The organism is Azospirillum picis (assembly GCF_017876115.1).
Taxonomy (GTDB): domain Bacteria; phylum Pseudomonadota; class Alphaproteobacteria; order Azospirillales; family Azospirillaceae; genus Azospirillum; species Azospirillum picis.
Genome location: NZ_JAGINO010000017.1, coordinates 104,926 through 116,717, shown reverse-complemented (window position 1 = coordinate 116,717; position 11,792 = coordinate 104,926). Strand labels below are relative to the sequence as shown.

At 67.9% G+C, this 11,792-nt stretch carries 23 protein-coding genes; 20 read left to right on the top strand and 3 right to left on the bottom strand.

Features of this window, described 5'->3' with window-relative positions; translation table 11 throughout:
• Positions 1 to 224 precede the first annotated feature (224 nt).
• From J2850_RS21140 to J2850_RS21050, 19 genes are all read left to right on the top strand, one after another.
• Positions 225 to 596, top strand: a complete 372-nt coding sequence (locus J2850_RS21140; RefSeq protein ID WP_209985864.1) for a hypothetical protein — start codon at positions 225 to 227, stop codon at positions 594 to 596.
• Between the two features lie 39 nt (positions 597 to 635).
• On the top strand, positions 636 to 926 hold the full coding sequence (locus tag J2850_RS21135) for a hypothetical protein (protein ID WP_209985861.1): 291 nt from the start codon (positions 636 to 638) through the stop codon (positions 924 to 926).
• A gap of 118 nt (positions 927 to 1,044) precedes the next feature.
• Positions 1,045 to 1,233 carry a hypothetical protein gene (locus J2850_RS21130; RefSeq protein ID WP_209985858.1) on the top strand — a complete coding sequence of 63 codons (189 nt, stop codon included), beginning with the start codon at positions 1,045 to 1,047 and terminating at the stop codon, positions 1,231 to 1,233.
• A 193-nt stretch (positions 1,234 to 1,426) separates the two neighbouring features.
• Positions 1,427 to 1,642, top strand: a complete 216-nt coding sequence (locus J2850_RS21125; RefSeq protein ID WP_209985855.1) for a hypothetical protein — start codon at positions 1,427 to 1,429, stop codon at positions 1,640 to 1,642.
• 125 nt (positions 1,643 to 1,767) lie between these two features.
• Positions 1,768 to 2,001: a hypothetical protein gene (locus J2850_RS21120; protein WP_209985852.1), complete on the top strand. Its 234-nt coding sequence runs from the start codon at positions 1,768 to 1,770 to the stop codon at positions 1,999 to 2,001.
• Between the two features lie 6 nt (positions 2,002 to 2,007).
• Complete coding sequence (locus J2850_RS21115; protein ID WP_209985851.1) at positions 2,008 to 2,166, top strand: hypothetical protein; 159 nt, start codon at positions 2,008 to 2,010, stop codon at positions 2,164 to 2,166.
• The gene (locus J2850_RS21110) at positions 2,163 to 2,984 is read left to right on the top strand and encodes a PD-(D/E)XK nuclease-like domain-containing protein (RefSeq protein ID WP_209985848.1); all 822 of its coding nucleotides are present in this window, start codon (positions 2,163 to 2,165) and stop codon (positions 2,982 to 2,984) included. The genes J2850_RS21115 and J2850_RS21110 overlap by 4 nt, the downstream gene beginning before the upstream one ends.
• A gap of 12 nt (positions 2,985 to 2,996) precedes the next feature.
• A complete protein-coding gene (gene recT, locus J2850_RS21105) occupies positions 2,997 to 4,133 on the top strand; it encodes a recombination protein RecT (RefSeq protein WP_209985846.1) in 1,137 nt (378 codons plus the stop codon).
• On the top strand, positions 4,133 to 4,312 hold the full coding sequence (locus tag J2850_RS21100; protein ID WP_209985843.1) for a hypothetical protein: 180 nt from the start codon (positions 4,133 to 4,135) through the stop codon (positions 4,310 to 4,312). The genes recT and J2850_RS21100 overlap by 1 nt, the downstream gene beginning before the upstream one ends.
• Before the next feature lie 32 nt (positions 4,313 to 4,344).
• Positions 4,345 to 4,581 carry a hypothetical protein gene (locus tag J2850_RS21095; RefSeq protein WP_209985842.1) on the top strand — a complete coding sequence of 79 codons (237 nt, stop codon included), beginning with the start codon at positions 4,345 to 4,347 and terminating at the stop codon, positions 4,579 to 4,581.
• A gap of 5 nt (positions 4,582 to 4,586) precedes the next feature.
• Positions 4,587 to 5,579, top strand: coding sequence for a hypothetical protein (locus J2850_RS21090; RefSeq protein ID WP_209985839.1), 993 nt, complete (start codon positions 4,587 to 4,589; stop codon positions 5,577 to 5,579).
• A gap of 368 nt (positions 5,580 to 5,947) precedes the next feature.
• The gene (locus tag J2850_RS21085) at positions 5,948 to 6,280 is read left to right on the top strand and encodes a hypothetical protein (RefSeq protein ID WP_209985837.1); all 333 of its coding nucleotides are present in this window, start codon (positions 5,948 to 5,950) and stop codon (positions 6,278 to 6,280) included.
• Between the two features lie 4 nt (positions 6,281 to 6,284).
• Positions 6,285 to 6,476, top strand: coding sequence for a hypothetical protein (locus tag J2850_RS21080; RefSeq protein ID WP_209985834.1), 192 nt, complete (start codon positions 6,285 to 6,287; stop codon positions 6,474 to 6,476).
• Between the two features lie 10 nt (positions 6,477 to 6,486).
• Positions 6,487 to 6,960: a hypothetical protein gene (locus tag J2850_RS21075; protein ID WP_209985831.1), complete on the top strand. Its 474-nt coding sequence runs from the start codon at positions 6,487 to 6,489 to the stop codon at positions 6,958 to 6,960.
• Positions 6,950 to 7,240 (top strand): hypothetical protein, encoded by a 291-nt coding sequence (locus J2850_RS21070; RefSeq protein ID WP_209985828.1) that lies wholly within the window; start codon positions 6,950 to 6,952, stop codon positions 7,238 to 7,240. Before J2850_RS21075 ends, J2850_RS21070 begins: the two co-directional genes overlap by 11 nt.
• A gap of 33 nt (positions 7,241 to 7,273) precedes the next feature.
• The gene (locus tag J2850_RS21065; protein ID WP_209985825.1) at positions 7,274 to 7,555 is read left to right on the top strand and encodes a hypothetical protein; all 282 of its coding nucleotides are present in this window, start codon (positions 7,274 to 7,276) and stop codon (positions 7,553 to 7,555) included.
• Positions 7,548 to 7,853: a hypothetical protein gene (locus J2850_RS21060; RefSeq protein WP_209985823.1), complete on the top strand. Its 306-nt coding sequence runs from the start codon at positions 7,548 to 7,550 to the stop codon at positions 7,851 to 7,853. Before J2850_RS21065 ends, J2850_RS21060 begins: the two co-directional genes overlap by 8 nt.
• Positions 7,846 to 8,163, top strand: a complete 318-nt coding sequence (locus tag J2850_RS32360; protein ID WP_209985820.1) for a helix-turn-helix domain-containing protein — start codon at positions 7,846 to 7,848, stop codon at positions 8,161 to 8,163. Before J2850_RS21060 ends, J2850_RS32360 begins: the two co-directional genes overlap by 8 nt.
• 20 nt (positions 8,164 to 8,183) lie before the next feature.
• Positions 8,184 to 9,044 carry a tyrosine-type recombinase/integrase gene (locus tag J2850_RS21050; RefSeq protein WP_209985817.1) on the top strand — a complete coding sequence of 287 codons (861 nt, stop codon included), beginning with the start codon at positions 8,184 to 8,186 and terminating at the stop codon, positions 9,042 to 9,044.
• 29 nt (positions 9,045 to 9,073) lie between these two features.
• Here J2850_RS21050 and J2850_RS21045 read toward each other — a convergent pair whose 3' ends face one another.
• From J2850_RS21045 to J2850_RS21035, 3 genes are all read right to left on the bottom strand, one after another.
• Positions 9,074 to 9,928 carry a phage capsid protein gene (locus J2850_RS21045; protein WP_246513311.1) on the bottom strand — a complete coding sequence of 285 codons (855 nt, stop codon included), beginning with the start codon at positions 9,926 to 9,928 and terminating at the stop codon, positions 9,074 to 9,076.
• A gap of 323 nt (positions 9,929 to 10,251) precedes the next feature.
• Entirely contained in the window at positions 10,252 to 10,476 is a 225-nt protein-coding gene (locus tag J2850_RS21040) for a hypothetical protein (protein WP_209985812.1), read from the bottom strand.
• Positions 10,473 to 10,895, bottom strand: a complete 423-nt coding sequence (locus tag J2850_RS21035) for a Fur family transcriptional regulator (RefSeq protein ID WP_209985809.1) — start codon at positions 10,893 to 10,895, stop codon at positions 10,473 to 10,475. Before J2850_RS21035 ends, J2850_RS21040 begins: the two co-directional genes overlap by 4 nt.
• A gap of 151 nt (positions 10,896 to 11,046) precedes the next feature.
• Between J2850_RS21035 and J2850_RS21030 the strand changes: the two genes are divergently transcribed.
• On the top strand, positions 11,047 to 11,598 hold the full coding sequence (locus tag J2850_RS21030) for a superoxide dismutase family protein (RefSeq protein WP_209985807.1): 552 nt from the start codon (positions 11,047 to 11,049) through the stop codon (positions 11,596 to 11,598).
• Positions 11,599 to 11,792: the final 194 nt, after the last annotated feature.

Genomic DNA, 11,792 nt, shown 5'->3' with positions numbered 1-11,792 from the left:
CCCCCCAGTCCCAATCACGGCGCGAGCCATACCACAAACGCGCAACCGCATTATCAAGCGGCAACCATCGGCAGCACATCACCACATTGGTGATTTTTCCACTTGACCGACTAATCACCACTGTGGTGATATCTCCTCACCAGCCACCCCCGGACCGGCTGGCCCCACTGCCGCCGGGCCTGCCCCCAAGGGTCCGGCGGCCTTCCTGGAGAGGGACGATCCCCATGGGCGCAGCAAACCACAGCAAGTTCGACCCCCAGCAAGCGCAGAGCGAAATTCGCGCGGCGCATGAGGAAACGATGCAGAGCCTGAACGCCGCCAATCATCGAGCGGCGGAAACCTTGCGGTCGCGAACCCGGCCGGTCGCATCGGCCCCCGCCTCGCGCAACGCCACTTCTGGCGGAGGAGACGACGGCACGGGCTTCGTGATGGGCCTTGCCACCGGCGTGCCGGTTCCGCTCACCCCGTCATCCATCGCGGGCTCTGTGGCTCACCACAGCATCTACGACAGCTCGTCGTCCTGCTCCTCGCCCTCCTACGACAGCGGATCGAGCGGTTCCGACAGTGGGTCGCCTTCATCCTCGTCCTGCGAATAGCCGGCCGCCTGACCCTCCCCACACACAGAGGACGACACCATGGAAGCCGGAGACATCGTTCAAGACATCTTGGACCGCCTGGAAGGGGCGATCAAAGAGCAGGAGCGCGCCAAGGCGGAAGCCAGCGAAGCCAAGGGCCGGGCCTTCCACGCCGAGTACGACGCGAAGCAGGCCAAGACTGAGGCGGAAGGATTGCGCGCTGCGCTGCGCTGTTGTGAGGCCCGGCTTGAGGCTGCTCTCCGGCTTCTCGATAGCGACGGCCGGGTCAACTACGAGGCCGCCATCAACCCCCCGAAGACCGACGCTGACGGCGAAGTCATCCCCTTCTGACCAGTTTCGCGGTTCGCCGCGTACCCCTGCCCTCATGGGCGCTTCCAGCCTCCGCAACTCACCGCCGGACATCTGCAAAGGCTGTCCGGCGGGTCTTTCAACAAGCAAGGACACGACGATGAGCATCACCAGCGAAACCATCGCCGCCGTGTGCAACGGCACCATCGCCGAAATCACCGCCGCGCTGTCGGACCCGGCCAATGCGCAATGGAGCGACGAGCTGCTTGAGGCCACGACGAAGCATGACGAACACCCCGAGGAATACCACGGCCCCTGCTTCTGCCGCCTCTGCCAAAGCTACGCCTGATCATATCGCGCCCGCCCGGCAGTGCCGGGCGCTTCCCTGAGCCGCTGCGTGGCGGCTGAGGCAAGCTGATGGAGAAGCAGAAATGCTGATGACAGAACGGGAGGCTCGGGCGAAGTGGTGCCCACTCGCTCGGGTCGCTGTGCAGGACACCGGGTCGGATGCGGCGATAGCAACCGGGGTCGCGCCAGTCCAGATGGTCGGAAACAGAGCCCTCACGCTGGCTGAGGGCGGGGAGCAGCGCACAAGCACCGTGGCGGGAAGCAACTGCATCGCCTCCGGCTGCATGGCGTGGCGCAAGGAGAACTCCTTCGAGCGGAGCGGCAAGGAGCGCAGCGCCTACGAGCGCGAAATCGGCGCCGGGAACACGGGGCGCGGCTACTGCGGCGCCTTCGGCAAGGCGGAGGGCTGACCCGATGCCCCGCCCTCGCATCACCCTGCGTGGCATCGCCCGCGACCTGCTCGAAACCGCCGCCTTCGGAGGCGCCCTGGTCGTCTTCGGCGGCTTCCTCCTGCTCGCCTTGGGAGCCTGACACCATGGACGGTTTTCCCCGCACCCGCGCCGAAGAAGAAGCGGTCGACCTGGCCGGCCTCCGCGACAGGTCCGGCGCTTTCCTGCACGCCGTCGTCACCGTCGCCGGCAAGGACTGCCGGCTCTACCCGGAGCTGAAGTGGTCCGTGAAGGCCCTGCGCGACGCTCTCGCCGATCTGGAGAGCGACATCGACGGGCTGATTGCCAGCCGGACCAGCTTCCCGGCCGCCGCGGAGTGACGGGCGATGCACGCACCAACCCACGCCCTGCCCGCGGTCCGCCGCGAAATCCGCTTCGCCGCCGAGCGCCATCTCCCGCTGCGGCTCACCGCCCAGGAGGTGGAGGAGCTGGAGGCGGAGATTGAAGCCCTTGAGGATGGCTGGAGGGAGGATCTCGACGCATGAACGCCCTGCACACCGTCCCCGCCGACATCGCCCCGGGCGTCTATGAGATCGACGCCGAGGCCTACCATGCCGGCCCTGGCGCGTCGGTCTCCATGCTCCGCGCCTTCGCCGACAGCCCGGCCCGGATGCGCTTCGGGATCCGCAGGGAGACCGCCACCCAGCGCTTCGGCACCCTGATCCACTGCGCCGTGCTGGAGCCCGACACGCTGGACGCCCGGTTCTGCGCCACCGACCTGGAGCGCTTCGACAGCCGCACCGCCGCCTACAAGGCTGAGGCGGAGCGAGCCGACGGCCGGGAACTGGTGAAGCGCGCCGAGTTCGACGAGGCCTGCCGCATCCGCGACGCCGCCCACGCCCATCCCATCGCTGGCGAACTGCTGGCGCCGGCCGGCCTGCTGGTCGAGCGGTCGTTCTACTGGACCTGCCCGGAAACCGGCCTGCTGTTGCGCGGCCGCGCCGACGGACTGCGGCCGGACATGCGGGTGATCGTCGACCTGAAGTCCACCACCGACGCCAGCCCCCGCGAGTTCGCCCGGTCCGCCGCCGAATACCGCTACCACTGGCAGGCCGCCCACTACTGCGACGGCGTGGCCGCTGCCGCCGGGTGGGAGCCCGAGGCCTTCATCTTCATCGCCGTCGAAAAGGCGGCCCCCTTCCTGGTCGGCGTCTACGAACTGGACGCCATCGACATGGACAAGGCGCGCGAACGCCTCTCCGACACCAAGGCCGCTTTCGCCGAGAGCCTGCTCAACGACGTCTGGCCCGGCCATTCCGCGAGCCTGGAACGCCTTGACCTGCCCGAGTGGGCGCACCGCTAAGGATCCCGCATCATGACCACCACGAACCCCGCTGCGACTACCCCCGGCCGCTCGCTGGCGGAGCTGCGCCAGGCCGGCCGGCAGGTCGCCAAGCAGGCCGGCGGCAGCACCGTCGCCGCCTTCTTCGACGCCAACAAGGAGACCCTGAAGGCGCTCCTGCCGGCGCACATGACGCCCGACCGCATGATGAAGATCGCGCTGGGCGCGCTGCGGACCACGCCGAAGCTGATGGATTGCACGATCGAGAGCCTGTTCGGCGCGGTCGTGGTCTGCGCGCAGATGGGCCTGGAGCCGAACACGCCGCAGGGGCACATCTACCTGATCCCCTTCGAGAACCGCCGCAAGCAGGCGACCGAGGTGCAGATCATCGTCGGGTACAAGGGCCTGATCGACCTCGCCCGCCGCTCTGGCCAGATCGAGAGCCTGTCGGCACGCGTGGTCCACGAGCGCGACGCCTTCGACATCGACTACGGCACCGCCGACAGCATCACCCACAAGCCGTTCCTGGCCGGCGACCGCGGCAAGATCACAGGCTTCTACGCCGTGGCGAAGCTGAAGGGCGGCGGCGTCCAGTTCGAATTCATGTCTGCCGCCGAGGTGAACGCGGTCCGCGACAGCTCGCAGGGCTACCAGACGGCCAAGCGCTTCAACAAGACCAACACCCCCTGGCTCACCGCCTACGAGGAGATGGGCAAGAAGACGGTCATTCGCCGGCTGTCGAAGTACCTGCCCATGTCGATCGAGATGGCGAACGCGGTGGTGCTGGACGGCCGGGCCGAGGACGGCGAGACGCAGGGCCTGGATCGCGTGCTGGACGGCGATTTCACCGTGGTCGGCGGCGACGAGACGGCGCCCGAACAGGAGCCGCAGGGCGAGCAGCCGGAGACGCCGCACGATCCGGAGACGGGTGAGGTGGTCGAGCAGCCGCAGGGCACCGCGCCGGCGGCGGCCGAGGCGCAGACCCCCATCGACTGGCCGGCCAAGGTCGCGGAACTGAAGGCCGAGGCTGGCGAGTGCAAGACCATCGACGCCCTGGTCGCCTTCAAGGCGAAGCACGCAGCCACGCTGAAGGCCATCCCGGACGACCTGTTCCCGGACTGGAACGACTTCGCCGACGGCCTGGCCGCCGAGCTGCGGGGGCCGAAGTGATGCGCCCCTCCTCCCGCGCCATCCGGAGCGCCAGGCGCCACGCCGCCCGGCACCGGTTCGATCACCTGGAGGGGCGCGACAGCCCCTCCCCCACCGATGACGCGCCCGAGATGCCGGCGCTGGAGCTGGCGCTCGCCCGCGCCGAGGCAGAGGCGTACCGCGCCGGACAGGCCGCCTGACCCCACAAGCGCGCAGAGCGCAGGAGACCACCATGACCGACAAGACCACAACTGTCACTGCCGCAATGATCCGAGCCGCACAGGACGAGGCATTCAACTTCGACCTCGATCTGACTGCCGAACAGGCCGGCGCAATCCTCGAAGCGGCGATGCGAGAGGCCAGGGCCAGCCATCCCAGCAGCCAGGACGAACCGGCTGACGATGCCGCCGACCGTCAGCGGCAGGAGGACGAGGACTATCAGTCCTTCTGCGACCGAGACATGGAGTAGCCGATATGACCACCGAAACCACCACGACCACGATACCGGCCCTGCTGCCCTACGCGCTCCAGCCGGTCCATTCACCCGATGGTTCTTGGGTTCCTCGCATGTGGGACCTTGCCTTGGCTTCGACGGATCGCGAAGAGGCCAGTAGCTTCCTGACGATGAAGATGGTCGCCGCCAGCCACGGCTACGACATGCGCTATGTGCAGCAGGAAGTGCCTGACGATCTGGCCGACACCGACCCCGCCGAAATCCTGGCAGCCATTGCGCCGCCGACCGACGCGCCGGTTGATGGCATTCTCGTCGGCAGGACCATGGACGAGGATGGCGTCTTCAACTGGTACGCCTGGAACCGTCGCGCCGCCCCGTCTCCGGCGCCTGCCGCCCCGTCCGTGGCGCAGCCCGAGGCACCGCCGCTTGCCAAGCTGCTGTCCTTGGCTGCCCGCGTCGAAGAGAAGGTGAACGCCGAAGGAGGCGACGCGACCGTCTCGCGTATCGTGGCGCTGACCGTCACCGCCATCAATGAGGCTTCGCGGCAGGAAGGCGGCGACCCCGACGACGAGCGCGGCGTATCCAAACTGTGTATGGACCTCCTGAGGGAGATGCACGACGCGCCGACGATGGCGGCCGGATACGAACTGCTGGCGGACTTCACCGAGCATGCCGGGCTTGGCACGCCGGTTGCGCTCCAGCCCGCGCAGGGCGGCAGCGTGAGCGAGGTGGCCAAGCGGATCGCGTGGGCTTACTGGCTGTCGCTGGACACCCTTCGCCCCGACGCGGATCGAGATCGCGCGTGGGATCATCTGACGGATGCGGCAAAACAGGCATGGCTTGCCGCCGCCCGCGCATCCGCTCCGGCCGCTCCGGAGGTGGTGATGGATGCCCTGCGCATCGCCTATGCCCGCCTGGACACTATCGCCGCCGAGGATGGTCGCGTCGGGGCAATCGCCGATCTGGTGCGGACCTACGACGCCGCCCTCCGCGCCGCCGGGGAGGGCAAGTAAATGGCTGAGACGGGAGAGGGCGCAATATCAGAATTCACCAGACAGATTTGCCGGGAAATCTGCGCTCAACAGGGGATCGACTTGGAGATCGCGCGGCTTACCGCAAAGGCAGATGCCATGCGAGCGCGCGGTTACAAATCGTGGAGCGAGGCTACCGAAAGCGAGCGGCAGCTTGACGACGATATGGCGTGCCGGTCGGCACGGTTGCTGGACGCCGCCTCCCCAAAGACGCCGCTCGCACCCGCCCCCGGTCCACAGCCACGACCAAAGCAGATGGACATGTTTGATCCTCTCGGCCCGCGAACCGAGAGGCGGCGGAGGCTGGACCGCAAACACGAAACAGAGCGCGCTGCGAAAAGGAGGCTTTGATGACCGCCCCGAACCCCACCGCCGCGACCGACTTGGCGCAAGACGCGCTGAACCGCTTGCGTCGCGCTGATGCCCGCGGGACCGGCTGCCACCTGACCGCCGAAATGGTGCAGGCGCTGAGCGTCACCAACATCGGCGAAATCTGGAACCAACCGGACCCGCGCGATGAGACGGAGGACCAAGCCATGGCCATCCATGCCGCTGCGCCACTCGACCACTGTGTTGCCGGCAAGGACGGCGAATGCAACCACCCCGACTGTCCCCAACTCCGCGACGGCGAGCCGGCCAAGAGCCGCCGGCATTGCCCGCTGGATGCCGATGATGAGGACTGAACCGATGAGCACGACCCCCACCGCCGCGACGCCCTGCGTCGTCCCCGGCTGCGATCATCCCGCCACTGCCGGGGACCGGTGCCGTGCGCCCGCCCCCGACATGCTGTCGCTCGCCCCGGAAGATCGCTGCGGCGACTGCGGCGCCCACCTCCTGGTCGACACCGACGAATGCTGCCCCTGCTGTGGAGCCGGCTGAAATGAGCGAAGTGACCCCCAACGCCGCGACGCCGCAAGACGACGACGCCGAGAGTTTCGACGACATCCGGCTTGACCGCATCGGAAAGTTGATGGACGCCATTGCTGACGAGCAGGCAGAGAAGGACCGCCTGATCGAGGCCCAGCGGGCGGAGATCGAGCGGCTGACGAAGGAGAACGCCCGCCTTGGTTGGGGCCTCTCCTACGCTGAGGAAGGGCGCGACGACTTCAAGGCACGCGCCGCCGCCGCAGAGGCCGCGCTTGCCGATGCCAGGGCAAAATTCGAGAGGGCTGCGGCGGCGCATCATCGATGCCACGACGCAAGGGAGGCCGCGCTTTCCGCATCGCAGGAGCGCGAGCGGGCGATGCGGGAGGTGCTGGGACGCCTCGTCGATTTCGAGGGGTCGATCTGGACGACCGAATTCCGCAAGGCAATGGCCGATGCCCGCGCCGCCCTCCAGCAGGAGACCGCCGATGTCCGCTGACCTGTTGGAGCGCGCCCGCTCTGCCGTGACGGTGGAGGAGAAGCGCGAACGGCGCCCCATGACGAAGGCAGAAGCTAAGTGGTGGGGCGACTTGAAGGCCGTCCTGCGGCGGATGCCGAGGAACGTTGAGCTGCATGCCCGGATCGGCTGGGTCGGCATCGCACCCGCGGGCGCTGGGCAGGCCTATTCCAACAAGCACGGGCACGCCGACGACTTCGCCTCGACCGAGTGGGAGGGCGCCGCCGTCAAGCGTCTCGACGGAAGGGACAGCCACACATGAATGCTCTCATCGCCATCCTGGAGGCCAGCAACCATGGCTAGTGTCATCCGTCAGGCTTGGCGCCACGCCCGCACCGGCCACCACTGCTACCTCTGTGGCCACCCGATCCGGCAGCACGACGAATATCAAGACGTCACCTTCCGGGCCGGCTGTCACGATCGGTGGAGTGGCCTGCGCTTCGCCAAGGTGTGCCGCCACTGCTGCGGCTACACCATGAACCCGCACAGCGATTGCGATTACGTCGTCAAAGCCGAGGCGGCGGAGAAGATCCCCGACTGGCTCGCCGAACCCAGCCTGGAGGCACCCCATGGCTGACCAGCACCAGGGGCGCCAGGACGGAATGCGGCCGATGTCCGAAGCCCCGCGAGACGGAACGATCTTCCGGGCCGAAATCCGCGGCCACGGCGATAACCACCTGATCGCATGGATCGACTGCATCGGCGTGGATGATGACTGCAACCCGTGCGGCGCTTGGGTTCATCACGGCCCCGGCGAGCCGCCGCCGTGCTGGTCGGATGGCGCATGCTGGGACAGCAATGCTGATGAGGTGATGTCAGCGCCGCCCATGGCCTGGTGGCCGGCAGCGCAGGAGGGGGAGAAGGCGAATGGGTGACAGTCAACCGCCCTGCATGACCGTGCGTGATGTAGCGGCACATTTCGCCGTGTCGGCGGAAACGGTATACGCATGGTGCCGCGCCGGCCGGCTCCCCCACCTCCGCCTACCCGGCGGCAACATCCGCGTCAGGCGCTCCGACATCGCCACCTTCGAGGCGTCTCAATGGCAAGGCCAAGAAACCCCGTCCCAATCTACCGCCTCCGCCAAAACCGACATGGCGTCTGGTCGGTCACCTGGACCGAGGCTGGGCGCTCGCGATCCATTTCAACGGGGACGCGCGACCGCAGCGAAGCGGACGGCTGGTTAGCCAAGTTCGCGGCCGGGCAGATGGCCCCCATCCTGTCCGGCCCCTCCATCGACGCCATTCTGGACGCCTACCTCGCCGCCAAAACCGACCGCCCCAGCTACGGGAGCCTGGTCGCCACCGCCAACATGCTCCGCCCCAGGTTCGGTCGGCTGGAGCCGCGCCACGTCACCCAGGCACTGGTGCAGCAGCACGCCAAGGAGCGCGCCGCCGCCGGCCGATCGAACAGCACCATCGTCAACGATATGCTGATCCTGCGCGCCGCCGTGAACTGGGCCATCAAGCAGAAGCTGCTTCAACCGGCGGACAAGCTGACCTTCGAGGCGCCGGTTCCGCGCAGCAAGCCGCGGGACCGCTGGCTCACCCGCGAGGAGGCGAAGGCCCTGGTCCAGGCGTGCAAGGCCGCGCATGTGCGTCTGTTCGTCGTGCTGGGGCTGGTGACCGGCGCGCGCCGGGACGCGATCCTGTCGCTGACCTGGGATCGGGTGGACCTGAGCCGCCGGCGGATCGACTTCGGGGAGGGGGTGGGGAACAAGCGCCGGGCGGTGGTGCCGATCAACGACACGCTGCTGGCCGAACTGAGGGCCGCGCGGGAGGTGGCGACCACGCCGTTCGTGGTCGAATACGGCGGGCACCACGTCACCGACATCCGTACCGGTCTGGAGGCCGCAGCCAAGCGGGCCGGGCTGGATCACGTCCACCCTCACCTGCTGCGCCACACCGCGGCGACGCATATGGTCATGGCGGGCGTACCGACAGCGGAGGTTGCCCGGTATCTCGGCATGACGGAGGCGATGGTCGAGCGGGTCTATGGGAAGCACTCGCCGGAATGGCTCAGCCGGGCGGCTACCTCGCTGGACATGGACCTTTCGCCAGCAGGTTGATAGAATGGGTACGCGGAAATCGCGGGGGTTTATGCTGCACGGGTACGGAATAACTCCCCGCGCGCCCGGTCTGGACCGGTCGAAACCACACTGATTATAAAGGGTTTCCGCCGCGTCTGACGCCAAGCCGTAATGTTGTTGACGAAATGCGCGGCCCGGTCGCCGTGCCAGGTGATGTCGGTCTTGACGTCGGCGCCGGCGGCATGGCCGACCGCCGTCTTGTGGTACCAGTGGCACAAACGGACGCCGCCGGCCTGGGTCAGGCTGGAATGCGGCAGCCACAGGGTGCCCAGCCAGCGCTTGGCCTGGGTGCCGCGCCAGGGCAGCTCGTCGGAGCCGACATAGTCGGCGCTGGCGAACTCCTCGATGGCCAGGAGCTGGCTCCACTGCTTCCAGCCGACGACGGCGTAACGCTGGCCGTCGTCCGGCACGTCGGCGTTGCCGAGCATCTCGAAGGCGGTCAGGATCTTGGCCCTGGTCAGGCCGTCGCCGGCGTCGCCGGCATAATGGGTGGACCTGTTCAGCTCGGCGATCAGCAGTTCGTCGGTCTTGCGGCCCAGCGCATAGGCGCCGCCGTTGGCGATGATCTGCCGCTCGTCGATGTTGGTCTTCAGCTCGTCCAGCCTGTCCACCCAGTCGCCGGCATAGAAATCGTAGAGCGGGCATTCGACCGGGGTGTGGTCCAGGTTCATCACCGGGATGGCGCCGTGGCGCGCCTTGGTGGAGGCGGCGCCCTTGCCCACCTTCTGGAAGACGGTGGAGGCGCCCTGCACGCTGTTCTTGGTGCGGACCGTGTTGCGCAGCTTGGAGCCCATGCGCTGGTAGGCTTCATGGACCTCGCGCTCGAACTGCTTGACGAACGCCTGGTTGACGGTTGTCGACATCAGTATTTTTCCTTTCGCGTTCCAGCGGAGCCCTCCGGCGCTGCCTGGAGGGGGGAACCCGTCCCGCCACCCGGTTGTCGGGATGCGCACAGGGGCGCGTCGCCGGCCGCGGGCGGAACGCGAAAACGAAAAAGGGCCGGCCGGGCCATCCTCTGGTCGGGGAACCAGGAGGGGTTGTCCGGCCGGCCCTGATCGGACCGAAGCGAGGGGGGAGCTTTGGTGCCGTCAGGCGGCGGTCCGGGGGATGGACCTGTCGCCTTGACGGGCTTGTTTTAGGACTTTATGCCAAATCGATCAAGGATTATTTTCATAAAATCGGCTGCTCAGTGTCGGACCGGTCCCGCGACCCAATGGCTGACGATGGTTTCGGCCTGGGACGGCGGGATCTCGGGATGATGGTAGCGGTAGACGGTGACCGCCGCCTCCAGCGCGTAGCGCTCAGGCTGGCCGCAGCGGCACAGGCCGGAATAGCAGCGCTGCACCGCATCGCGGCAGGCGATGGCGTCGGTGGGAGGCTGGTCGGCCTCCAGGAAACGGGGATCGGTCATGGACGGTCTTCCTCATCCAGCGGCACGCCGTAGATCTCCAGCCGATGGCCGACGATCTTGTAGCCGAGTTCGCGGGCGATGCGTTCCTTCATCGCCTCCAGCTCCGGGCTGGCGAACTCGATGATCCGGCCGGTGCGGGTGTCGATCAGGTGGTGGTGGTGGTCGGCGGTCGCCTCCTCGTACCGGGCGCGGCCGTCGCCGAGATCGACGCGCTCGATCACCTGCGCGTCCTCCAGCAGCCTCATGGTGCGGTAGACGGTGGCGATCGAGATGCGCGGGTCGATGCTCACCGCACGGCGGTGCACCTCCTCGACGTCCGGATGGTCGTCGGCCTCCGACAACACCTGCGAAATGACCCGGCGCTGGCCGGTCATCTTCAGGCCCTTTTCCAAGCACAGTGCTTCCAGACGCGACGTCATCACCCCAACCCTGGTCTTTGCTTGCCGAGACCCCCATCATACTGAAAACCGTTCGCAATCCCAGAGCGGTTTCGTCGCGGCGCAAGGTCGCGAACGATTGTCAGCCCGGCCGGCAACGCAGGCGGCCGGCCAAGATGGAGGAATAACCAGCATGATCCGTGCCTCGATGACCCCGGCGCTTCTGGCCGCCGGCCTGACGCTCGGCATCGCCGCCCTCGCCGCTCCGGCGGCGGCGCAGCAGGCGGCGCCCGCCCCGGCTCCTGCGGCGCAGGCCGCGATCGCCGACGCCCAGGGCAAGCCGCTCGGCACCGTCACCTTCACCAAATTCCCGCACGGCATCCTGGTCCATGGCCAGCTCGAAGGGCTTCCGCCGGGCTGGCACGGCATCCACATCCACGAAAACGGCGCCTGCACGCCGAATTTCGCCGCCGCCGGCGGCCATTTCGGCGCCAAGGGCTCCAAGCACGGGCTGGACGCCGATCCCATGCATTACGGCGAGCTTCCCAACATCTGGGTCGACCAGACCGGCAAGGCCGGCTTCGAGGCGATGACCCACATGGTCAGCCTCGGCGACGGCAACGACGGGCTGTTCAAGCAGGGCGGCACCGCCATCGTCGTGCACGCCCAGCCCGACGACTACCTCAGCCAGCCGGCCGGCAACTCCGGCGACCGCATCGCCTGCGGCGTCATCGGCAAGTCGTAAGGCGGCCGCGCGGCGGGGCGGGAGCAGCGGAAGCGGGGCGGCAGGGCGCGACCATTTGCCGCGCCTGCCGCAGGGCCGGACGGCGGCGGCCGCCCCCCGCCGCCGGGTTTCCCGGCTGCTGCACCCCTGCCGCGCGCCGAGTTTTCTTGCCAAATCAAGCCGCCGGCCCTATCTGTCCGGAGTCGGCCGGCGGT

What these genes read in the sequence shown, in the direction of transcription:
- J2850_RS21125 (WP_209985855.1), top strand. Translation starts at nt 1,427, where the DNA reads ATGGTCGGAAACAGAGCCCTCACGCTGGCTGAGGGCGGGGAGCAGCGC.
- J2850_RS21130 (WP_209985858.1), top strand. Translation starts at nt 1,045, where the DNA reads ATGAGCATCACCAGCGAAACCATCGCCGCCGTGTGCAACGGCACCATC.
- J2850_RS21085 (WP_209985837.1), top strand. Translation starts at nt 5,948, where the DNA reads ATGACCGCCCCGAACCCCACCGCCGCGACCGACTTGGCGCAAGACGCG.
- J2850_RS21045 (WP_246513311.1), bottom strand. Translation starts at nt 9,928, where the DNA reads ATGTCGACAACCGTCAACCAGGCGTTCGTCAAGCAGTTCGAGCGCGAG.
- J2850_RS21110 (WP_209985848.1), top strand. Translation starts at nt 2,163, where the DNA reads ATGAACGCCCTGCACACCGTCCCCGCCGACATCGCCCCGGGCGTCTAT.
- J2850_RS21140 (WP_209985864.1), top strand. Translation starts at nt 225, where the DNA reads ATGGGCGCAGCAAACCACAGCAAGTTCGACCCCCAGCAAGCGCAGAGC.
- J2850_RS21035 (WP_209985809.1), bottom strand. Translation starts at nt 10,895, where the DNA reads ATGACGTCGCGTCTGGAAGCACTGTGCTTGGAAAAGGGCCTGAAGATG.
- J2850_RS21070 (WP_209985828.1), top strand. Translation starts at nt 6,950, where the DNA reads ATGTCCGCTGACCTGTTGGAGCGCGCCCGCTCTGCCGTGACGGTGGAG.
- recT (WP_209985846.1), top strand. Translation starts at nt 2,997, where the DNA reads ATGACCACCACGAACCCCGCTGCGACTACCCCCGGCCGCTCGCTGGCG.
- J2850_RS21095 (WP_209985842.1), top strand. Translation starts at nt 4,345, where the DNA reads ATGACCGACAAGACCACAACTGTCACTGCCGCAATGATCCGAGCCGCA.
- J2850_RS21030 (WP_209985807.1), top strand. Translation starts at nt 11,047, where the DNA reads ATGATCCGTGCCTCGATGACCCCGGCGCTTCTGGCCGCCGGCCTGACG.
- J2850_RS21040 (WP_209985812.1), bottom strand. Translation starts at nt 10,476, where the DNA reads ATGACCGATCCCCGTTTCCTGGAGGCCGACCAGCCTCCCACCGACGCC.
- J2850_RS21065 (WP_209985825.1), top strand. Translation starts at nt 7,274, where the DNA reads ATGGCTAGTGTCATCCGTCAGGCTTGGCGCCACGCCCGCACCGGCCAC.
- J2850_RS21115 (WP_209985851.1), top strand. Translation starts at nt 2,008, where the DNA reads ATGCACGCACCAACCCACGCCCTGCCCGCGGTCCGCCGCGAAATCCGC.
- J2850_RS21080 (WP_209985834.1), top strand. Translation starts at nt 6,285, where the DNA reads ATGAGCACGACCCCCACCGCCGCGACGCCCTGCGTCGTCCCCGGCTGC.
- J2850_RS21120 (WP_209985852.1), top strand. Translation starts at nt 1,768, where the DNA reads ATGGACGGTTTTCCCCGCACCCGCGCCGAAGAAGAAGCGGTCGACCTG.
- J2850_RS21060 (WP_209985823.1), top strand. Translation starts at nt 7,548, where the DNA reads ATGGCTGACCAGCACCAGGGGCGCCAGGACGGAATGCGGCCGATGTCC.
- J2850_RS21050 (WP_209985817.1), top strand. Translation starts at nt 8,184, where the DNA reads ATGGCCCCCATCCTGTCCGGCCCCTCCATCGACGCCATTCTGGACGCC.
- J2850_RS21090 (WP_209985839.1), top strand. Translation starts at nt 4,587, where the DNA reads ATGACCACCGAAACCACCACGACCACGATACCGGCCCTGCTGCCCTAC.
- J2850_RS32360 (WP_209985820.1), top strand. Translation starts at nt 7,846, where the DNA reads ATGGGTGACAGTCAACCGCCCTGCATGACCGTGCGTGATGTAGCGGCA.
- J2850_RS21135 (WP_209985861.1), top strand. Translation starts at nt 636, where the DNA reads ATGGAAGCCGGAGACATCGTTCAAGACATCTTGGACCGCCTGGAAGGG.
- J2850_RS21100 (WP_209985843.1), top strand. Translation starts at nt 4,133, where the DNA reads ATGCGCCCCTCCTCCCGCGCCATCCGGAGCGCCAGGCGCCACGCCGCC.